This is a genomic window from Leptolyngbya sp. CCY15150, from assembly GCF_016888135.1.
GTDB lineage: Bacteria > Cyanobacteriota > Cyanobacteriia > RECH01 > RECH01 > RECH01.
Window position 1 is genome coordinate 64,109 of the sequence record NZ_JACSWB010000174.1, and the last position, 22,202, is coordinate 86,310.

Genomic DNA, 22,202 nt, shown 5'->3' on the forward strand with positions numbered 1-22,202 from the left:
TCACAACATATTGATATCCATAGGGGGCGATCGCCCCCTATTTTTTTGGCCGTCATTACTGGAACATGCCTACACCCTGCTCTATTTGCTCAGGCTTGGCATGAATCCCACAGCGACAGGGGACAACCTAAGCTCCCATACCCGAGTAATGCTTGAGCCCCCTATGCCACAGCCAGCGATTCAGCAGCCAGAAGATGGCAATCCACCCGAAGGTGACCAGAAACGCCTGGGTCAGATTTACCGGCAGCCCTACGATCAGGCTGGCTGGAATACTAATCAAGTAGGGAAACGGTGTCCACAGGACAAGCGATCGCACCATAGGCGGAAAAACCTCAAGGGGGGCGACCATACCCGAGAGAAATAGATAGAGCAAAAACCAGAACTGCTCAATGGCAACAGCCCGCTCCATCCAAAAGGCAAACATAGCAAAGGTGTATTGGATTAAGAAGCGCAGGATAAAGGCCAGCACGGTCATCATCAAGCCCAGACCTAGGTTAGCAAGATCGGGCTGCCAGAGAGCATCGGGGTAGAGGGTGAAGAATAGCACCATCATGCCGATGACCAAGGGAAGTCGCGCTAGCCGTTCTGCCGTGTGGGAGGCGAAATGATGCCAGCCAGGATCCAAGGGCTGCAATAACTTAGCGGAAAGCGTTCCTTCCACCACCTGCCGTTCAAACTCCCAAATCACCCAAACGACGGTCAGTTGGCGCACGAGGAAGACCGCGAAGAAATAGCGGACAAACTCTAGGGAGGACAGGGCAAACTGTCCGGTCTCAGACGCCTGCACCCAAACCCCCATGAGAATCAGCGGTAGGCTACCCGAGAGCACCCAAAACAACAGCTCTGCCCGGTATTCCAACATGTAGGCGTAGTACACCACCATCAACGTTCGAGCAATATGCCAGGGACGCCGCCCCTGAAAGAGGGTTGTCATGACGCTACATGTCCTTGCTGAAAAACTCGGCCAATCACATCTTCAACCGGTGGATCGGTGACCGTGAGATCAATCACATCCAGATCGGCTAGCAAACGAGCAATCACGGCAGGGAGCTGGTCGCGATGCACTAGAAACCTGGCAACACAGCCTTCAACTGCTTCTAGCTCTCCGTAGGACTGGAGGCGATCGCTTAAGGACTGCGGCGCAAGCGAGGCAGACTGCTCACCCAGTTCCACCGTCACCTCTCGATAAGGTGCGAACTTCTCCAATAAGTTCTCTAAGCCGCCATCGTAAATCAAGCGCCCGGCATGGATCAGCATCACCCGCTGACAGAGGGCCGTAATATCAGCCATGTAATGACTGGTCAGCAAAATCGTGGCACCATAGCGCTGATTATACTCCCGCAAAAAGTTACGGACGCTCACCTGAGCATTCACATCTAGCCCTAACGTCGGTTCGTCTAGAAACAACACCTGAGGACGATGCACCAAAGCTGCCAGCACTTCTGCCTTCATCCGTTCCCCCAAAGACAGCTTGCGCACCGGTTGAGTCAGCTTGCCCTCCAGGGACAGCATCTCCACCAGCTCACCAACTCGATGGCGAAACTCTCGTTCCTCAATGCCATACACAGCGGCATTAATCCGCAGAGAATCCATAGCAGGCAGATCCCAAATGAGCTGCTGCTTCTGCCCCATCACCAGAGTAATGCTTTGCAAAAAGGAGCGATCGCGTTGATAAGGGACATGGCCAGCCACCCGTATATCCCCGGTCGATGGATGAATCAAGCCCGTGAGCATCTTCAGGGTCGTCGTTTTCCCAGCTCCATTGGGGCCTAGAAATCCCACCACTTCCCCCGGCTCAATGGTGAAAGAAACATCTTGTACAGCATTGACCTGGTGGTAGGTGCGCTTGAACAAATGCTGTAGCGTTCCCCGCAATCCCGGCTGCTTAACGGCAACCGGATAGGTCTTGCTGAGATGGTGGACTGAAATCATTGACATGTAGCAGAACTGGGCTAAAGACCTTGAACAGAGAACCAGCGCCGCTCTATACCCTCAGACTCTTCTCAGAACCCTCTCATCTCAGCGGCTGGCCCATCTCTTACTAATAGAAGAGTAGCGCGCCAAGCCTACATTTGCCGGAGATATCCAGCCTCAGTCTAGACAGCAGGATTGCCTAACCCATGACAGACCTAACCGAGTCAGGCCTCAGCGTTCCCCCGAGATCCCGATGGGATCTAGACGTCCTGATCCTCCATCTATGATTTGCATCAATCCAAGCAGGGCTACAATCCGTAGCTTAAATAAAGCCAAACGTCGTTGGCGAGGTTACACACCTTGAGGTGGTTGCCCTAGGCAGTCTGTTTTTTCGAAAAAGCAACTAGACTGTTTACAAAACTAAATATTAGTCAACATCTGCGGTATAGCCTCAAGCAAGCGGTATCTACTTCTCAGTCCCTAGCTTTTGTCCATCATTTGAGTCTTGTTTATGACCCCTCCTTCACTGCAGAATCATCGCTCCGCACGCGTCCAGGCGCGCTGGCATGTCTACCCTGCCACGCTCATAGGGTTTGGGCTGATGGTCAGTGTGGCATTCGTGATGGTGGCATGGCTAGGAGGGCATGGCCCGACCCAGCAAATTGCTCAACAAATTCAATGGTTTCAACAGCATCCGCCCACTTGGGTGCAGGCTCCTGCCCTATCCTTAGAGCACCTCCTGATTCCCACGATCGCTCTCTTGGGGACAGTGCTGATCACCATGAAGCTGTCGCCCCAGCCGAATACATGGTCACGGGGCATTGTTGTCGGTACCTTGGCGATATTGACCCTGCGCTACCTTCTCTGGCGATCGCTCTCCACGTTGAACTTCGGCACTCCCCTATCCGGATTGCTGAGCGTGGGTCTGCTGGGTCTGGAGTTACTTACCCTGAGCGCCAGCACGATCCAACTCTTCTTACTCTTCAAGGTGCGCGATCGCCGGCGAGAGGCCGATGTCCTATCCGTCGATGTCCAGTCGGGTGACTACCGGCCCTCCGTTGACGTCTTGATCCCCACCTACGATGAACCCGAAGCCATCCTGCGGCGCACCGTCATTGGCTGCCAGGCCATGGACTATGCCAACCATCGGGTCTATCTGCTAGACGATACCTGCCGCCCTGGAGTACAGCACTTGGCCCAAGAACTCGGCTGTGAGTACATCACCCGCCCCGACAATCGTCACGCCAAGGCTGGCAACCTCAACCATGCGATCGCCCAAACCACAGGAGACCTGATCGTGGTCTTCGATGCGGACTTCGTGCCCACCACTAATTTTCTAACTCGCACCCTAGGCTTCTTCCAAAAACCCAATGTGGCCCTGGTGCAAACCCCCCAATCGTTCTATAACCCCGATCCCCTAGCCCGAAATCTCCGCCTAGAATCGGTGCTGACCCCAGAAGAAGAAGTCTTCTATCGGCAAATCCAGCCCATGCGCGACGGCACCCGCAGCGTCACCTGTTGCGGCAGTTCCTTTGTGGTGCGGCGTAGTGCCCTAGAACCTCTGGGTGGATTTGATACTGAATCCATTGCCGAGGACTATTTCACCGGCGTGCGCCTGTCGGCATTAGACTATGACTTGGTCTATCTCAATGAAAAACTCAGCGCCGGTCTAGCGCCCGAAAACATGGCCGACTATGCCACCCAGCGAATTCGTTGGGCGCGAGGCACCTTGCAAGCCCTGTTCATCCAAGCCAATCCCCTAACTCTGCCAGGTCTCACCTGGGTTCAGCGCTTAGTGCATCTAGAGGGATTACTGCACTGGTTTACCAACCTCTCCCGCATTGGATTTTTGCTGATGCCCTTGGTCTACGCCTTTATGGGGATCATTCCCATCTGGGCCACGCCAAGCGAACTGGTCTATTTCTTTCTGCCCTACTATGCCGTGCAGATGGTAACCTTTGCTTGGCTCAACGATCGCTCCCGCTCAGCCCTGCTGTCAGATCTATACTCCATCGTCCTTTGCTTTCCCATTGCCCTGGCCGTTCTGCAAACGCTCATCCGTCCCTTTTCCCGTGGCTTCAAGGTCACACCGAAGGGAACCGAGAGCGATCGCTTTCGGTTTAATTGGGTCTTAGCCAGTCCGCTAATCCTATTGTTCATCGCCACGGCTGCCAGCCTCTGGGTCAACGTTGGCATGTACCTCATGCAGCGCTTTTGGGTGCATCACATGATGGCGGATGGCGCAAATGCCATGAAGAGCTATGGGCTAGGCTGGATCTGGAGTGCCTATAACTTAGTAATGGTGGGTCTAGCGCTGTTAATTCTGCTGGATGTGCCGCGTCCTGATTCCCATCCCTGGTTCCCCCTGCAGCGCACCGTGCGGTTGACCATGCACCTTCCCAGCAGCGTATCCCAGCTTCCTCAACTAGCTCTGCACCATGTAACCGACGACCAAAGCAGATTGCCTGGATGGTCTCCAGTTCGGGCCGAGGAGTCGTCATCCGTGTCGCCTGCCCATCTGCCAAAGCCAACCTTTTGGGGAACAACGACCTTACTCTCCCAGGTGGGCATGGAAGTCGCCCTGCCCAAGCTTGATCAACAGCCCCACATCCCTGGCGGTGACTTAGCCGTCACCCTAGAGATGGTGGAAGAACAACTGGCGATCGCTGGTCAGATTACTCACATGGGCGATCGCCATGGGATACCGGTGGTGCAGATTCGCTTTGATGAGCTGACCCTAGCCCAACAGCGACAAATGATCCAACTCCTCTTTTGCCGACCAGGACAGTGGCAGCGCCATCAAACGCCTGGCGAGTTGGAAACCCTGTGGTTGCTGACCCGCACGCTGCTACGCCCCCATGCTCTACTTGCAGCAGGAGAGCCTCGAACCATCGCCGTGTCCAGCGTTAGACGACGTAAAGGTGGTCGGCCTGCTGACGAATGGCGGCTAAGTTAAGCATAAGATTCTTGCGAAGATGGCGCTCGATCAACCCAATGGGCATCAAGCGCGTCGGTTCAATCTGCACCACATAGTGCAGATGGGTACCTGCCTGGCCAGCTTGCTCTTGGGGCCGTAGATTCCAGCTTCCCGAGAAAGCACGAAAGTCTCCTTCAACCATCTGAAAATCAATGCGGTGGGGGAATGACTCGGCCATATCTAGCACCACCCGAGCACAAAAGCGAATCGCCAGAAAGCACTCGGCACCAATTTGCTCAATCCGCGTGGTATGGGCATCAGGACTGGCCAGGATACGGCTTTGGTCGAGGTTGGGAATGAAGTCTGCCAGGTGATCGTAGTCGGTTAAAAGCTGCCAGATTTGCTCTAGGGAATGGGGTAGCCAGATCTCTGCCGTAATCCGGCGCGATCGCTGCCCCAGGGTTTCCGTTGCAATCTCTATTCCTGCACTGCTGGACAAAGCCTCGACGTCTGGCTCAGTTACGCCTAGATCCACAGCCTGAAGCTCAGGCGTCAGGGTCTCACTTTCTTCAGAATAGGATTGATTCATTGATAACCTCTAATGCTCGACCAACTGAGATCTGGTTCTTGAGTCTTGTAGGGTGCCGTTAGGCGTAGCCGTAACGGTACCTGTACCTTGGATGCATTACCTACTTGAGCAGAGCCATGCCAACGTCTCTACACATCCCACCAATTGCTCACCTGAGAGTTTTTGAGCTCAGACACCTCCTATGAGGCACCTGCTAGGGCATGGGCCGACGGTGAACTCTTCAGACCATGAGTATATTTCTCTACCTATCACCCATCTATCCTACCCAATTTCTTGTACTAAGCAATCCTATGCTTGGGGAAGCGTCAGCACAAAACAGGTTTCCCAATGGGTACGAGGCTCAGCCTGATCACGATCCCCATCCCCTGCCCTCACTGGGGCCGAGATGGGCTGGCTCGATACCTCAATCGTGCCATTCAGATGTTCAACCAGCCCTTTAACCAGTGCTAGACCCAGACCTGTTCCTGGAATTGCCTTTTGCGTAATGCCTCGACCACGCCGGAATTTATCAAAGATATAGGGCATATCCTCAGCATCAATGCCTTCGCCCACATTACAAAGCGTGACGCGCAGCAGGGGTAACCCGGCAGGCGATCGCTCAGACATGACCTGCAAATGGACATCTGTACTCACCGCCGCATATTTTTTAGCGTTGGTTAACAGCTCGGTCAAGATACGCTGCAAACTGTCCGTATCCGTACGAATACTGAGATTTTGCTTAGGTATATCTACGGCAAATCGAATATCGCGGCTGGCAAAATCATCATCAAAGGACTGGGCAATGCCACGAATCATGCTGTAAACGTCGATTTTGTGGCGATAGCTCGATGCGCTCCCCGTTTCGATTTTTTGCAGGGCAAGCAAGTCATTAATCAGACTTGTTTCCTGAGCACATTGCTCTTCTAAAATATCCAGATACTTCTGGCGGCGCTCCTCCGACAGATTGGCTTGACGCAACATGCGAATGGCCAAGGTCATGCTGGTGAGGGGCGTACGCAGTTCATGGCTCATGGTGCTGAGAAACTCATCCTTAAGCTGATTAAGCTGCTGCAGCTGCTCAATTTGCTGACGAGTTTTGGCATAAAGCTTAGCCTGCACATCTAGACTATGCTTCAGTTGTGCCGTGCGCTCTTCCACCAACGACTGCACCTGTTGGAGCGTATGAGATTGAATAATAGCCGTACCCACTTGAGCTGCCACCAGCTTCAGGAAGTCTAGCTCTTCCGATTGCCATACACAAGGTTGGTGATGTTGAATCGCCAAGTAGCCCAGCACCTTACCGTGGCTCTCTAAGGGCACCAGCACCAACGATGGCATGATCGAACTATCGAGGGGAGAGGCGTGGAGAGAGCAAGCATCATTCTCGACCCTGACCGCACTCAATGAAGAGGCTAAGGAACTGGGAAGTGCTAGAACATCTTGGGGATGGAGATACAGGTGTTGACAAGACGGACAATCCGACAGCGCGAAGGAGTGATTGATCCAAGTGCCCGCATGACGATCATCGCCATCGAAGGCGATCGCTAGCGCCTCTGGTTGAGGGAGTTCACAGGTTTGAGGCCACTGATGGGCAACAGAGACCCGCACACCTACGATGGCCGAGCGAGCCTGGCGCTGGTAGGCCGGGTCGGAATACTTCAGGAGCAAAATAAACCCACGGCTAACCTGAAGCGTCGATACAACCTCGCTCAGAGCCTGCTCAAAAATATGTTCTAGCGTTTCCGTATGGCGAACAGCGGTCACCAACTGTCCAATCACGCCCTGGTAGCGGCGCTGTTGCCGCACCTGCTGCTGAAATTGAGCGTGGGACATGGCGATCGCTAAGGGTTCTGCCAAATCATTTAGTAGTTGCACGTCTGCCTCCATCCATTGGTAAGGCTGCGATCGCATCACAGCAAAGACTCCATTGACACAGTGATCCAAACGGGTCACCACAGCTAGCAAGGAACGGGGCTGGTTCCATGATGCCGTGGACTGTCCGGTGCGATCGCTTAAAACAGAAAGCCATTCTAGGATGTCTCCCGTGAGCCAGTGTTGGCTGGCTTTGGCGGTAAGGTCTTGAATAGCCAGAACATTTGACTTGGCAAACAAGGTGGCGATCGCTGGGTGCTCTAGGATATTCAGCAAGCAAGGGGAACGATAGCCAGGACATGGGTTGTGAATTCCTTGCTTGTGCCAGTACAGAGTCTGCAGCCCCGATTGTCCTGGAATGGCTTGAATCAGGGCTACGGCATCTGCGGAAACGAGGGCTCCAAGGGCTTGGGCAAACCGGCTCAACAGATCGTGAGGATGTTGATCTGACAGCAAGCCTTGAGTCAATTGCTTCAATAGCTCTGACGCAGTAGCAATAGGAGTATGGGGGACTGACGTAATGTTCAACGCAGGAAAGGGTTACTAATGCGAAGATGAATGACTCAAATCCAGACCTGGGCGATCGCGTTCAAGAGATGCTGATCATCATAGATTGGCCTTAGCCTACACGGTTATTCCCCCCAACAGAATCCGTGAATTCCCTACGATTCTGGGCAGTGCGGAAAACTAAATTGCCTTTCTTCGATTATGGTCTCGGTAATCTTGATGACCATTGCTTGATCTACCATGAGGAGGGATTTTTTGCGGTGCATGGGATCCAGCAACACCGTTCAAACCTAACAGCGATCGCGTCAGCCAGCTTGAGATATGTCAGGATAGAAGCACGTCTAGTTGATATCTCCTGGTTGTTGATACTGAAGTGAGCAGACATTGCAATTAACGTTTTTAGGCACTAGTTCTGGGATTCCGACGCGATCGCGTAATGTGTCGAGCATTGCCCTGCGATTGCCTCAGCGCGCTGAAGTGTGGCTGTTTGACTGCGGCGAAGGAACTCAACACCAAATTTTACGCAGTGACATCCGCATCAGCCAAATCACCCGAATTTTTGTGACCCACATGCATGGGGATCACATCTATGGGCTGATGGGGCTCTTGGCAAGCTGCGGGCTGGCGGGCAATCCTAGCCGGATTGATATCTACGGCCCTCCCAAGCTAGACGACTACCTGAGAGCCTGCGGCCGCTATTCCCAAACTCACTTTTCCTATCCCGTGAAGGTGCATACCGTCACGCCTGGGATCCTGTACGAAGATGATGAGTTTGTGGTGAGCTGTGAGGCGCTGACCCATCGGGTACCAGCCTTTGGCTATCGGGTGGCCGAAAAAGATCGCGCTGGACGGTTTAACGTCGATCGGGCCACAGCCTTGGGCATTCCGTCGGGGCCCTTATATGGCAAGCTGAAGCGTGGCGAGTGGGTGACGCTGCCGGACGGACGGCAGATTAACGGAGCCGATCTCTGCGGGCCCACGGAAATTGGCCGCAAATTTGTGTACTGCACCGACACCATTTACTGCGACAATGCCGTGACCCTAGCCCAAGATGCCGACGTGCTTGTCCATGAAGCCACCTTCTCCCACCACGACGCGGAGATGGCTTATCAGCGTCTGCATTCCACCTCCACCATGGCGGCTCAAGTGGCTCTATCTGCGCAGGTGCAGCAGTTGGTGATGACCCATTTCAGCCCTCGCTATGCGCCGGGCAATGCGGTTGATCTCGGAGATTTATTGGCAGAAGCTCGGGCCATTTTTCCCAACACCGTCATGGCCCATGATTTCATGGTGCATGACATTCCTCGACGGTTGCGGGAAGCGATCGCTTCTCGATAGTCCCAAGTCCTACCTAGGATGCTCCTGCTCCTGAGGTTGGGCGATCGCTAAATCGGCGGTTGGTTCCTCAGAGGCCTGCTTGGCCTGCAGCCAGCGGCCCAGGCGCATTTTGGTGGTCAGCACATCCCGTTGATTAATCAGATAAATGCTCGCCAGGGTGAAACCAACCCCTACCCACTGAATCGAGCTTAAGACCTCGGATAGAAACAGGTTGCCAAACACCAAGGCAAAGACGGGGGTGAGGAAGGTGAGAGAGCTAAAGCTGGTCAAGTTGCCGCTCGATGCAAAGTAGAAGAACAATCCATAGGCGATCGCACTCCCAAAGATAGTCGCGTAGCTTAAGGACAGCCAATCACCGCCATCCAGCAAGCTCCACTGCTGAGTTTCTAGACCAGACGACAGGGCAAACAGGGGTAATCCCCCCAGAATCATATGCCAGCCGGTTGCCGTCACGGGATCAGCATAGCGACAGACCCAGCGCACCATCACCGTTCCCACCGCCATCGACAGGGCAGCCATGAGCATCAGCCACTGACCGCTTTGGAACAGATTGCCCAGCGCCTCTGGCCACGACGCAACGCTAACGTCCTGCAAACCAGACTGCCATAGATTAACCAGCCATTCATCCGGCAGTCCCAACAGGCTGATCCCCAAGATCCCCAAGGCCAAGCCCAAACCACCCCAGAGGCCAATGCGTTCGCCGAAAAACCAGCGCGCCATCAAGGCCACCGCCAAGGGTTGGGAGTCGATCATCACAGAGCCAAGCCCCGCGCCTGTCCGGGTGAGTCCCTGGGCCAAAAACCCTTGAAACAGCGCACCATCCACCAGCCCAAATAGCCCAATCCATAGCCAAGCCATCCATCCCTGAGGCTGCGGACGCTTCATCCAGGCGGCAGCCAGCAAAATTAATCCGCCCGCTGGCACCAGCCGCACACCCGCCATAAAAAAGGGCGTGGTGTGGGGCAAGGTTCCCTTCATGGCCACCATGGCCGTTCCCCACAAAAAGAAGGGAGCAATGAGCAGCAGGGGCAGAAAGGGCGATCGCCCTAGGGAAGTGTTAGACGCCATGAAGCAACAAAAATAGTTACGTTTCTTAAAGTATTACTCACAATTGCCCATTTATAGGTTTAAAAAGTAGTGCATTTTCTTCCCCGAACATTCCCTAGCGATCGCGGGACAAGGGACTTGCACCTGAAACCTCAACATAGGGCACACTAGAGTATGGCTGCATCCAACTCTCATATCTCTCATGTATGGAGGATCATGACGTCTATAGAGGCGTGGGTGATCCATGAGACTTGAATCAGCAGTTCCCATCGATTGTTAGGTCACGGGAACTCCTAGATACCATTTTTTCTGGATTTGAACTGCTCATGGTCTGGCCGTTTTCTAGACGTTTTCGCAAACAAATTGCCCGCATTGAAGTTACAGGGGCGATCGCTTCTGGAACACGCAAGCAGGTTCTCAATGCCCTCAAAGTCGTTGAAGAGCGAAAGTTTCCAGCGCTGCTGCTGCGCATTGATAGCCCCGGCGGCACCGTCGGTGACTCCCAAGAGATCTACCAAGCATTGATGAAGCTGCGGGACAAGGTCAAAATTGTTGCGAGCTTCGGCAACATTTCTGCCTCCGGCGGCGTTTATATTGGCATGGGTGCAGAGCACATCGTGGCCAATCCGGGCACCATTACCGGCAGCATTGGCGTTATTCTGCGGGGCAACAACCTAGAGCGGCTGCTGGAAAAAATTGGCGTATCCTTCAAGGTAATCAAGTCAGGCCCCTACAAAGATATTTTGGCCTTTGACCGTGAGCTGACCGATCCAGAGAAAGACATTCTGCAAACCTTGATTGACACCAGCTATCACCAATTTGTCCGCACGGTTGCCGAAGGACGTAACCTGACGATTGAAGCCGTCAAAAGTTTTGCCGATGGGCGCATCTTTACTGGAGAACAGGCCTTAGACTTAGGCGTTGTCGATCGCTTAGGAACAGAGGAAGATGCCCGCCGTTGGGCCGCCGAGCTAGCGGGTCTAGATCCAGAAAAAACGCCCTGTTTTAATCTGGAAGAGCCGAAAAGTTGGACGAGCCGCTTATTTTCTGGGCGAGCCTATGCCCAGTCTCCGTTGGCAATCGGGCTAGAATGGCTGGAGTTTGAAGCCTCAACCAGTGGGCTACCCCTTTGGCTCTATCGTCCTTAGGCGATCGCTCTGGCTGTTGGACGGGTACCATACGGAACATGATGGCGTCTATCAATACAGAACTGGAGCTGGAACAACGAGGTATCCCTGAGGATCAGAGCTTGGAGCGATCGCCCTGGTTGACCCAGGCAGCATAGCAACACACATATCAAAATCATGGAGGATTTCGCCGTGGAGTGGAAGGTTCGGGCAATTCGTGGGGCAACTACCGTTTCAGAAAACTCAGTGGAGGCCATTCAAGATGCGGTGCATGAGTTGCTTGATGAATTGGAATCGCTGAACCAGCTAGATCCATCCGATATCATCAGCGCCATGTTTTCGGCTACTCGCGATATTGATGTGGTGTTTCCAGCAGCGATCGCGCGATCGCGTCCCCGTTGGGATAATGTGCCGCTGTTGGACGTCCAACAGATGCATGTGGAAGGCGGGCTAGAACGCTGCATCCGGTTTTTAATCCATGTCAATACGCCCCATCCCCAAGTGCATCATCCCTACCTGAGAAATGCCAAAAATCTGCGTCCCGATTGGGGCGTTGCCCCTGTGATGCCTTCTCCCTCCACCGTGCAGTCTCATTCCTGATGCACCTCACCGTCCTGAGACGGCGGGCAGTCAAACTAATGGGATAACGAGACGATCGTTTGCAGCCAGGGTGCTGGGAACGCGATCGCCCCCAATGCACCTAATTCATCATGGCTCCACCCATGAGTTTTCGGTAGCGATAGGCCAGCTCCTGCCGCATGGCATCCCAGGGTTCTAGGGTAGGATCCTGCTCCATCAACGTCTTAGCAGCATTGCGGGCCACCTCCAAAACATCTTGGTCATCCACTAAGCTGGCCAAGGCAAAATCTGGCAGGCCTGACTGTCGTTTGCCTAAGACCTGGCCTGGCCCCCGGAAGCGCATGTCCATTTCGGCAATAAAAAATCCATCCTGGGACTGCTCCAGCACCTTCAGTCGTTGACGAGCCGTTTCGGCCTTAGACGTACTCATCAGCAGACAAAACGATTGATCGGCACCCCGCCCCACCCGTCCCCGCAGTTGGTGGAGCTGGGATAGACCAAATCGCTCCGCATGTTCAATCAACATCACGCTGGCATTGGGGACGTCTACCCCCACCTCCACCACCGTGGTCGAGACCAAAATCTGGGTCTCATTGTGGCGAAACTGTTGAATCGCCTGATCTTTATCCGCTGACGACATGCGACCATGCAGCAGCCCTACCGCAAAGTCTGGAAAGACCGTCTCGCTGAGACGCTGAAATTCTTCAATGGCCGATCGCAAATCTAGCTGTTCCGACTCATCCACCAAGGGCAATACCACATACACTTGGCGACCTTGGGCAATTTCCCGGCGCATCAAATCGTAGGCATGGGCGCGATCGCTCCCGGTCAGCAGCGTGGTTTGAATGGGTTTGCGTCCAGGCGGCAGTTCATCAATTTGGCTAACGTCCAAATCGCCATGCAGGGTCAGGGCCAGGGTACGGGGAATGGGCGTTGCCGAAAGGGTGAGCACGTGGGGATTATCGCCCTTACGGCAAAGGCGGGCCCGTTGCTCCACCCCAAAGCGATGCTGTTCATCAATCACCACCAGACCCAGCTTGCTGAAGCGCACCGGATCTTCAATTAGGGCATGGGTGCCCACCAACAGCGGCAGTTCACCGGTTTCTAGCTGAGTATGAATTTGTCGGCGTTTGGAGACTTTAGTAGATCCCGTGAGCAGTTCCACCGGTAGGTGCAACAGGTTAAACCAGCCCACCAGCTTGCGATAATGCTGTTCCGCTAGCACTTCCGTGGGAGCCATCAGGGCCACTTGATAGCTCGACTGAATCGCCGCTAGGGCAGCAATCACCGCCACAACCGTTTTTCCCGATCCCACATCCCCCTGCACCAAGCGATTCATGGGCATGGGATGTTCCAGATCCTGCAAAATATCGCTGACCACCCGCTGCTGAGCCTGGGTGAGAGGAAAGGGCAAGACCTCGTAAAATTGCTCAATCAAGGCACCCTGGGGCGTGAGAATCGCTGAGGTTTGGGCCTGACGCTGGCTCTGGCGACGCTGCAGCAGCCCCAACTGTAGGTAGAAGAATTCATCGAAGACCAGCCGACGGCGGGCTTGGCTGAGGCGATCGCTATGGTCGGGATAGTGGATCTGGGCGATCGCCTCCGATAAGGTCATCAGCTCAAACTGATCGCGCAGGGGCTGGGGCAAGGGATCGACCAACTGTGCCGCTGCTGGAATTGCCTCTAGCATGGCCCGGCGCAGGAGATTGGCATTCACGCCATCCGTGAGCGGGTAAATGGGCACCACCCGCCCCACAGTGAGGGAATCGATCGGGTCATCGGGGCCCGACAGGACTTCGATTTGCGGATCATCCAGCGTGGTGCCGTACTTGTTCACCTTCACCAAGCCCGACGCGGCCACCCTGGCACCAATAGGATATTGGCGTTTTTGCTGCTCTTGCCAACCCCGATTGCTGTAGCGACTGCCGGGGAAAAAGCGATTCAGCTTGATCTGACCGGTGCGATCGCGCAGCACCAGTTCAAAAATAGTCAGCTTAGGATTGCGGGGACTGGTGAAACACATACAGCGCTTGACCGTTCCCAGCAAGGTGACCGTTTCCCCCGCCTCCAGATCGCGGATGTTCACCTCGCGGGCATAGTCCAAATAGTCGCGGGGATAGTAGTAGAGCAGATCCCGCACGGTATAGATGCCGAGCTTGGCTAAGCGATCGCTGTTCTTGGGGCCCATGCCTTTCAGATAGGTCACCGCTTGGTCGAGGTCAAGCTGGGATGACGTACCCACCAGTTCGGTGATCGACTTGGTGTGGGGCGATCGAGCTTTGGGTGCAGCAGTCACCTCCGGGGGAGACTGATGGGCCGTTTCTAATAAGCGCCGGCTTTGCAACACAAACCGCCGAGTATCTGCCACCAAATGTCGGCGTTGGGCCAGGGTCATGTCTCCATAAACCCGGTAGCGATCGGCTATGTCTCGGCAGCGATTGCGATCGTCCTCCGGCAGGTCAACCGATGGCTCCCGAAGACTGAGATGTAAAAATTCACTGAAGCGATGGGCCTTGCCCTGGCGATCGTTGAACGCCCCCTCCGCTTCATAGGACAGTGCTTTTTGCAGACGCTCCCAATCCATCAGCCTTCATACCAACTCGACCGCCAGGCAGCTTCAGCTTCAGCGATCGCCTTCTCTCGATGCACCCGCTGATAGTCGTGCCCAATTTGACTCACTTGGGCAAACAGCTCACGAATTTTGGCCCGCTTCAGGGAAAAGATGGGATCACTAAACTCAATTTCCGACAGCCGCAGATGAATGACCACCAGTTGCGCCGTTTCCGACTCATTCTTATTCTCGCTCTCCGCCTCAATGCGCAGCTTCAACAAATTGGGCGGCCCGCTAGACGCATCTGCCAGCATATCGGCCTTAGAGGCTACCTCCAAGACCGGCTCCGGCAAAGCACTCGATAGCATATTCATGCGCTGCAGCAGTCGGTTCGCTTCATGGGACATGTCTTGCAACAGTTCAGCGATCGCATCTTCCAAGGCATCGCGCCACTGCACGACGTCGTAGGGCGTGAGCGAGGCAGATAGATCCTCTAGATCAGCGATCGCCACATCGCCAGTGCCATCGTCTTCTAGGGACAGATGATCTAGACCTGCATCTTCCAGCAGCACATCATCAGGTAGATCACCGGACAGATCACCAGACAAATCACCACTGACCATCGCCTCTAGTAAGCTAGGCGGCTTGGGCACAGCCTTGGGCATCGGACGGGGCGGCGTCAGGAACTGGAGCAATTGCTGCTGCGATCGCTGCCCCAGGTGACGGAGTTCCTGCTGCAATGCTTGGCGCTGGCTGAGGGATAGGGCCAAAAATCGATCAGGATAGCCTTGGGTGCAGAGGTGATAGCTAGCCAAAACAAGCTGCTTGCGCAACGACTCTCCCAAGCTTTCTATATACGTTTGATAGGCCCCATGCAGCTCCTGCGCGATCGCCTCCAGAGCTTCATCCAAACGTTGAATATCCTGCTCAATGTTTTGCACCGCACGAACCATAAGCGCCACTATTCCCTGCTTGTCCAATACATTTACCGTTGACTCCCGCGCGATCGCCTCGATGACCTCTACATGCAATCGGTAGTACAAGTCTATCCTATTGATGCTTGCCCCTAGGATAGGCCAAGTATCTTCCCAGCATCTTCCCCGCGATTGCCCAACAGACAACTTATTCCCCGTTGGATATCAAGCATGACCTGATCATCAACGGGTTATCAAGGAGCGATCGCCCTGGTTGCACGGGCCGACTCACCTCGACCCTCTCGATCCAGCCAAGGGTAACCCTGCCCTTGTTGGACAAGCACCGTAGCTCCAGCCTATGTATACTTCAGCACCAGCAACTTCAGAAATACCCCTGAGTACCCTGAGGCAGACGTAACCCGCCTAGTTGCTGAAGTGGGAAACCTTGTGTGTCCTGGACTTCCTTTTCATTCTTCTGTCTTCATTCTTCCGTCTTCGTTCTTCCGTCTTACGGCCCTAGTCCACCGCATACATATCCCGTTCTCGTCCGGTGGCAAAGCGTAGGGAATGGGCCACATCTTTGCTAGAAAACAGGAGAAATACCAGAAGACCCACAAAGGTCATACCACCACAGAGACCAAACAGGGCCGTAATGCCCGTCTGATCAGCGATCGCCCCTAGAAACGGCCCAGCGAGGGCAATCCCTAGGTCAAACCCTGTCATACAAACACCAAAAATACGTCCCCGTTCATCCGCATAGGAGCGATCGGCCATCAGCGCCGCCACCATGGGAATCAAGGTTCCCGACCCGGCCCCCTGCAGCACCGCAGCCATCAAAAACATCGTGTCATTTTGGGTCTGCCAGAGCATCAGCATCGACGCTGTGTAGAGAACCACGCTGAGGGTAATGAACACCCCCCGTCCATAGCGATCGGAGCCGGGCCCGGAGATCAAGCGAATGGAAAAACTCGCGATCGCCGCCGCCGTGTAGAACAACCCCACATTCACCGAAATGCCCACCTCTCTCACGTAGAGCGGCGCAAAGGTGCTGAGGGTGCCAAAGGCTAGCCCCACCATCAGCATGATCAACGCGGGCACCCGCACCCGATCGCTCACCAACAGCCGCCAAAACGCAGCCTTTTTCCGCTCCGCCGCCTGGGCAGCGATCGCCGCCGTAGGCGATACCAGATGGGGCGCATCTTGCACATAGGCCGTACAGATCAGACCCACTATTCCCATGGCAAACGACATGATGAACACGGCGTCGTAATTGAGCCACTCCTGTAAATAGCCCCCTAGGGCCGGCCCGATCGCCAAACCCATGGGATTCACCAAACTCATATAGCCAATAAGTTCTCCCCGCTGATGGGGTGGGGAAAAGTCAACCACGAGGGCGCTATAGGCCAGGGCAAAGGCAGCAATGCTCAACCCATGAAAGGCACGAATCACAATCAATAGGGGAATCGATCCAGTGGCCAAATATCCCAAGGGCGCAAAGGCGATCGCTGCCATGCCAATGAGCAGCACCACCTTACGACCACGGGCATCGGCCAAGCGGGCCAAGCTAGGACGCGAGGCCAATAAGCCAATGGCAAAGGCTCCCATGACAATGCCCACCTGATGGCGATCGCCGCCAATATCCTCGATATAAAGCGGCAGAGTGGGCAACAAGGAAGCCAGACCAGCCCAAAATAAAAGACCTGCTGTAAATAAAATCAGCAGGTTGCGTCGTAACAACGGGTCAAGTTGGGAAAAAGCACTCAAGGGTCAATCCTTCCAGACGGTATCCATAGAAACAATGGCGATCGCCACTGCTCTTATCATGACCAAATCTGGAAAAAATTGCAGGCTTCTTGAGCCTCAATTGAAGATGACGAACAATCGCATCGCTTAGCTGGCCAGCACAATAGGCGTTGGCAAGATCACGCCGGTGAGATTTGCCTCTTTCATTTGGGTGCCCACCAAACTAGCGCCGGTGATATCAGCCCCGCGCAAATCTGCACCCGAGAAATCTGCCCAGTCAAACGTGGTTCGCACCCCAATCACCTCTCTAAGGTTAGCGCGGCTCAAGTTGGCATGGGTGCAGTCAGCATGAACTAAACTAGCGCGATTTAGATTCGCGCCAACTAAGTTAGCCTGGCTGACATCCGCTCGATACAGATTAGCATTGTTTAAGTTAGCTTCAATCAAGTAACTCTGGTTAAGATGGGTTCCGGCCAGCATGGCATCCATTAAATCAGCTCGGCTGAAGTTGGCCATACAGCAGGTCGCCTCAGCTAAGTCTGCTCCCCGCAACATCGCCTTAATCAGCGTTGTGCCCACCAAATCAGCACCTATCAGCCGCGCACGAATCAAATAGGCACCGCTCAAGTCTGCGCCGCTTAAATCAGTACCAATCAAATTAGCACCAATCAGATTCATGCCAGATAAGTTGATGCCCGCTAGGTTGCGAAGACTCAAGTTGGCATTACTTAAATCTGGCTTACCCTTATAGGTTTTGCGAAATTCATTCCAAACCTGAGTACCGCGTTGGATCACATCAAGACAAGTAGGGTCTGCCATAAAAGTCGGTAATGGTTGCGCTGAAGGATTGAACAAGGATTGACCATTGAGGTAACGGGTCATCTAAAACTGTCCATGACCTAACGTTCCTGTCATTCCTTCTTTCAGGCGATCGCCCCCCAACCCGCAGTTCCTACATAAAGAGTTCTTTAAGTCCTGTTAAATCTATGACGTAGCCATGACTGGCACACTAGTGAATATACATAGTCATCTCAAATCCCAAGGATGCACCCATCCGGTGCATCCATCTCCCAAGTCCCCCAAGCGCCTAGAGATCCTCCGGCTCCTGTCCAGATACCACCGGCGCGATCGAACGCAGATCTAACGAGGGATGCTCACCCTCCACCTGCCGACAGTTCCACTCATTCCGGAAAAGCAGCACAGGACGTCCCCAGCTATCTTTCACCGTCACCGTGTTGAACAATCGTCCGATCTTGTCCAACACCTCCCAACCGCCGCCCACCCAGCGGGCTACACTGAAGGGCAAGGGTTCTAATCGGGTTTCCACGCCATATTCATTCTGCAAACGGAACTGCACCACCTCAAACTGCAGTTGTCCAACGGCGGCCAAGATCGGATCTCGCTTAGCATCATCCGCAGAATACATAATTTGCACCGCCCCCTCTTCCCGCAATTCTTTCACACCCTTCCGGAACTGCTTGAACTTGGAGGGATTAGGATTTTTGAGGTAGGCAAACAACTCCGGTGAAAAGCAGGGAATCCCTTCATACTCCAGCTTCTTGCCCAGGTAGATCGTGTCGCCAATGGCAAATACACCGGGATTATTGAGACCGATCACATCCCCCGGATAGGCTTCTTCCAAGGATTCTCTTCCTTGCCCAAACAGCTTTTGAGGATGGGAGAGCCGCACGTTTTTGCCCGATCGCGCATGGCTAACGATCATGTCTTTCTCAAACTTGCCCGAACAAACACGAATGAAGGCAATGCGATCGCGATGTTTCGGATCCATATTCGCCTGCAGCTTAAAGACGAATCCCGAAAAATCTGGATGCGTGGGCGCAATCTCTCCTTGATTACTACGGCGAGACCCTGGCTTGAGGGCATAGTCTAGGAACGACTCTAGAAATAGCTTGACCCCAAAATTAGTCATCGCACTGCCAAAAAAGACTGGCGTCATCTTGCCTTGATGCACAAGGTCTAGATCCAGGTCATCGCCGACTTCTTCCAAGACATCCAGCTCTTCCTTGAGTTGGTAGTATAAATCCGGCTCTAGCAGATCTTCAATACGCGGATCGCCTAGCTCCACCACCGTATCTTGCGCTTGGAAACTGCCGTGGACTGTGCGCTGAAATAGGTGAATCTGCCGCTTACGACGATCAAACACGCCCTTAAAGCGATCGCCCGTACCAATGGGCCAATTCACCGCATAGGTTTTCAAGCCTAGCTCCTGTTCAATTTCATCCATCAACTCCAGCGGATCACGAGACGGGCGATCCAGCTTGTTGAAGAAGGTAAAAATCGGCAGCGATCGCATCCGACAGACTTCAAATAGCTTACGGGTTTGCGGCTCTAACCCCTTAGCTGCATCTTCCAGCATGACGGCATTATCGGCCGCCGCTAGGGTGCGATAGGTATCTTCACTAAAGTCTTGGTGCCCCGGCGTATCTAGCAGGTTAATCCAAAAGCCATCGTACTCAAACTGCATCACGGTGGAGGTGATGGAAATACCACGCTGCTGCTCCATTTCCATCCAGTCGGAGGTGGCTTGGCGCTGCGATCGCTTGGCCTTCACGGCACCCGCTTCATGAATAGCCCCTCCGTAGAGCAGCAGCTTTTCAGTCAGGGTGGTTTTACCCGCATCCGGGTGGGAAATGATGGCAAAGTTGCGACGGGTTTCCACCGCCGATTGCAACTCGCCCTGAAGTTCTGTGGACATACTCAAGGCCTTTAGTCGAATCTCCATTATACGAAGCCACGGGACGGGCCAGACGGATTTGTTCAAATCATCCTCTAAACAATCACCCCAAGAGGGATTGACCTTAGCAAGGCTGCAACGTTAATGTCTAATAAACAAAAGGTTAACAACAGATTAATAAAAAGTTAATAACTGGCTCTAGTCATATGGCTTAGAGCATTAAGAAACCAACGTTCAAACCTTGGAAGGCTCCATCTAGGCCATGTCTCAACCCACCTGCCACAGCTATACCAAGGGTCAGACAAGGCTCGCGCGTCTCTACACCATGCGTCTTGGAAAAGAACAACTATGATTCACCTATCCCCAACGCGAATTACTAAGTTTCTCGTCTATGTTGTTATAGGGTTAGCGTTGGCTAGTTTGCTAGGGCAGTACTTCAAGTTCTATCTTGGGGATGACATGATGTTTGGGTTTGTACCCCGCTTTGATGTCAATACCGAGCAGAGTATCCCCACCTGGTATTCCTCCATCACCCTGCTGTTGTGCTCAGCTCTGCTAGCTACAATTGCGATCGCCAAACACACCGCAGGCGATCGCTTCCGGTATTACTGGACGGGTCTGGCGATCGCCTTTCTATACCTATCCGTAGACGAAGCGGCTAGCCTACATGAGCTGCTCAACCATGTAACGCCGAAGGTGTTGCCTGATAGTCAAGCCTTCAGCCAGCCCTGGGTGATTCCTGCAGCCCTTTTCGCCCTGGTGTTTGGCATCGCCTACATCAGGTTTTTGTTGCACTTACCCAAGAAAACCCAGCGCTTTTTCGTAGCCGCCTTCGTTTTATACGTAGGTGGCGCAGTTTTGATGGAAGTGGTTGGAGCCCTGCATTGGCAAGCTGCCAGTTCAACCGGAGAGTTATCAGCCGATCAAAATATGATGATGGCCGTCATGCTGACCATTGAAGAAGTGTTCGAAATGCTGGGCGTGCTGGCTTTTGTCTACGGGTTGCTAGATTACATCGCTACGCAATTCCAACGGTTGGCGGTCTCTGTAGGATCATCCAAATCTCCAGCATCGGCAAGACCAGCTCCCGCCATGTCCCAGATGATAGGACATAGCTTTGAAGACACCATAGACTCCCAAGATATATAGAGAGCAGGATCTGAGGGATCCTAGTCCCTCAGACTCTCAGACCTTGGAGATGCTAGGCATCGGAGTAGCAGCTCTAGCGGGCTCTTGCGCTAAACCGGAATATGAAATTCACTAGCCGTCTGAGCCAGAATCGGCGGAGGTATGGCGGGCGGCTCGGCAGGTAGAGCAGCCAGTTGTTGCCACACATGTTCCATCAGCGTATCCAGACCCGCACGAGTTCCCGAAGAAATCAATTGGACGGGAGCAATGCTGTGGGGTTGAAGCTGTTGGATGATGTCCTGCACGGTATCGTCAACCGGATCGTCAGACGAGAGCCCCAACACATCAATCTTGCTGAGGGCGATGACCTGGGGGCGATCGCTTAAGCCATGGCCATAGGCCTGCAGCTCAGCCTGAATGGTACGAAAATCGCCAACGGGATCCGCAGCCGTCAGATCTACTAAATGCAGCAGCAGGCGAGTCCGCTCGATGTGGCGCAAAAATTCATGGCCCAGCCCAGCCCCGGCATGGGCTCCTTCGATCAGCCCTGGAATATCGGCAAAGACGGTACCATCCCCCGATGGCTTACGCACCACACCGAGGTTGGGCACGAGGGTGGTGAAGGGATAATCCGCCACCTTAGGACGAGCCGCCGACAGGGCAGAAATTAGGGTGGATTTGCCCGCATTGGGCAGACCAATAATGCCAACTTCCGCCAGCAGCTTCAGTTCCAGCTTGATGACGCGATGCTCACCGGGCAGACCGGGCAAAGCATGTTCTGGAGCGCGGTTGTGGTTGCTCAAGAAGCAGCGATTTCCTAAGCCACCTTTGCCGCCCCGCGCCACATAAAGGGTTTGGCCGGGCGTTACTAGATCTCCCAGCAGTTCCCCCGTTTCCACATCGGTAATCACCGTACCGCAGGGTACTTCAATGACGCGATCGCTGCCATTGGCACCGGTCTTATTGCTCGACCCGCCGCGCTTACCCGGTTCTGCCTTAAACTTATGGGCATAGCGGAAGTCCAAGAGGGTCTGTAAATTTTCATCAGCCACTAAAATGACCGATCCGCCCCGACCGCCATTGCCCCCCGAGGGACCACCAGCCGGAACATACTTTTCGCGGCGGAAGGCGGCCATGCCGTCCCCTCCGTCTCCCGCAAAGACTTCAATCTGGGCCTGATCAATAAACTGCATTGCTGTGGGTGAGAGTACCTGGATCAATCCTAGGCGATTTTGGAGGAATCTTGGGGACTTTTGTCCGGATTGACCGCTAGCGGGTGCGGATTCCTCAGACCCATGTCAA

General features: G+C 54.0%; 16 protein-coding genes. 5 read left to right on the plus strand and 11 right to left on the minus strand.

What is annotated here, in order from left to right:
- Positions 1-127: 127 nt before the first annotated feature.
- Together JUJ53_RS12235 and JUJ53_RS12240 are read right to left on the minus strand one after the other, a co-directional pair.
- Positions 128-934: an ABC-2 family transporter protein gene (locus JUJ53_RS12235; RefSeq protein WP_204152302.1), complete on the minus strand. Its 807-nt coding sequence runs from the start codon at positions 932-934 to the stop codon at positions 128-130.
- Positions 931-1,938 carry an ATP-binding cassette domain-containing protein gene (locus tag JUJ53_RS12240; RefSeq protein ID WP_204152303.1) on the minus strand — a complete coding sequence of 336 codons (1,008 nt, stop codon included), beginning with the start codon at positions 1,936-1,938 and terminating at the stop codon, positions 931-933. Before JUJ53_RS12240 ends, JUJ53_RS12235 begins: the two co-directional genes overlap by 4 nt.
- 598 nt (positions 1,939-2,536) lie before the next feature.
- Between JUJ53_RS12240 and JUJ53_RS12245 the strand changes: the two genes are divergently transcribed.
- The gene (locus tag JUJ53_RS12245; protein ID WP_343327950.1) at positions 2,537-4,870 is read left to right on the plus strand and encodes a glycosyltransferase; all 2,334 of its coding nucleotides are present in this window, start codon (positions 2,537-2,539) and stop codon (positions 4,868-4,870) included.
- Here JUJ53_RS12245 and JUJ53_RS12250 read toward each other — a convergent pair.
- Both JUJ53_RS12250 and JUJ53_RS12255 read right to left on the minus strand, forming a co-directional pair.
- Positions 4,821-5,420, minus strand: a complete 600-nt coding sequence (locus JUJ53_RS12250; protein ID WP_204152305.1) for an SRPBCC family protein — start codon at positions 5,418-5,420, stop codon at positions 4,821-4,823. The genes JUJ53_RS12245 and JUJ53_RS12250 overlap by 50 nt on opposite strands.
- A 288-nt stretch (positions 5,421-5,708) precedes the next feature.
- Positions 5,709-7,799, minus strand: coding sequence for a GAF domain-containing protein (locus JUJ53_RS12255; RefSeq protein WP_204152306.1), 2,091 nt, complete (start codon positions 7,797-7,799; stop codon positions 5,709-5,711).
- A 363-nt stretch (positions 7,800-8,162) separates the two neighbouring features.
- On the opposite strand from JUJ53_RS12255, the gene JUJ53_RS12260 reads away from it, so the two are divergent.
- Positions 8,163-9,116 (plus strand): ribonuclease Z, encoded by a 954-nt coding sequence (locus JUJ53_RS12260; RefSeq protein WP_204152307.1) that lies wholly within the window; start codon positions 8,163-8,165, stop codon positions 9,114-9,116.
- Between the two features lie 9 nt (positions 9,117-9,125).
- Here JUJ53_RS12260 and JUJ53_RS12265 read toward each other — a convergent pair whose 3' ends face one another.
- Complete coding sequence (locus tag JUJ53_RS12265) at positions 9,126-10,184, minus strand: DMT family transporter (RefSeq protein ID WP_204152308.1); 1,059 nt, start codon at positions 10,182-10,184, stop codon at positions 9,126-9,128.
- A gap of 305 nt (positions 10,185-10,489) precedes the next feature.
- On the opposite strand from JUJ53_RS12265, the gene sppA reads away from it, so the two are divergent.
- Both sppA and aroH read left to right on the plus strand, forming a co-directional pair.
- Complete coding sequence (sppA, locus tag JUJ53_RS12270; protein ID WP_204152309.1) at positions 10,490-11,311, plus strand: signal peptide peptidase SppA; 822 nt, start codon at positions 10,490-10,492, stop codon at positions 11,309-11,311.
- Between the two features lie 171 nt (positions 11,312-11,482).
- Positions 11,483-11,890: a chorismate mutase gene (gene aroH / locus JUJ53_RS12275; protein WP_343327945.1), complete on the plus strand. Its 408-nt coding sequence runs from the start codon at positions 11,483-11,485 to the stop codon at positions 11,888-11,890.
- Positions 11,891-11,990: 100 nt separating this feature from the next.
- Here the strand turns inward: aroH and recG are convergent, their stop codons facing one another.
- From recG to prfC, 5 genes are all read right to left on the minus strand, one after another.
- Positions 11,991-14,453, minus strand: coding sequence for an ATP-dependent DNA helicase RecG (gene recG / locus JUJ53_RS12280; protein WP_204152311.1), 2,463 nt, complete (start codon positions 14,451-14,453; stop codon positions 11,991-11,993).
- Complete coding sequence (locus JUJ53_RS12285) at positions 14,453-15,463, minus strand: hypothetical protein (RefSeq protein WP_204152312.1); 1,011 nt, start codon at positions 15,461-15,463, stop codon at positions 14,453-14,455. The genes recG and JUJ53_RS12285 overlap by 1 nt, the downstream gene beginning before the upstream one ends.
- A 387-nt stretch (positions 15,464-15,850) precedes the next feature.
- The gene (locus tag JUJ53_RS12290) at positions 15,851-17,098 is read right to left on the minus strand and encodes an MFS transporter (RefSeq protein ID WP_204152313.1); all 1,248 of its coding nucleotides are present in this window, start codon (positions 17,096-17,098) and stop codon (positions 15,851-15,853) included.
- Positions 17,099-17,224: 126 nt separating this feature from the next.
- Positions 17,225-17,896, minus strand: a complete 672-nt coding sequence (locus JUJ53_RS12295) for a pentapeptide repeat-containing protein (RefSeq protein ID WP_204152314.1) — start codon at positions 17,894-17,896, stop codon at positions 17,225-17,227.
- Between the two features lie 268 nt (positions 17,897-18,164).
- A complete protein-coding gene (gene prfC / locus JUJ53_RS12300; RefSeq protein ID WP_204152315.1) occupies positions 18,165-19,793 on the minus strand; it encodes a peptide chain release factor 3 in 1,629 nt (542 codons plus the stop codon).
- A gap of 327 nt (positions 19,794-20,120) precedes the next feature.
- On the opposite strand from prfC, the gene JUJ53_RS12305 reads away from it, so the two are divergent.
- On the plus strand, positions 20,121-20,921 hold the full coding sequence (locus JUJ53_RS12305; RefSeq protein WP_204152316.1) for a hypothetical protein: 801 nt from the start codon (positions 20,121-20,123) through the stop codon (positions 20,919-20,921).
- A gap of 89 nt (positions 20,922-21,010) precedes the next feature.
- Here the strand turns inward: JUJ53_RS12305 and obgE are convergent, their stop codons facing one another.
- On the minus strand, positions 21,011-22,093 hold the full coding sequence (obgE, locus tag JUJ53_RS12310) for a GTPase ObgE (protein ID WP_204152317.1): 1,083 nt from the start codon (positions 22,091-22,093) through the stop codon (positions 21,011-21,013).
- Positions 22,094-22,202 lie beyond the last annotated feature (109 nt).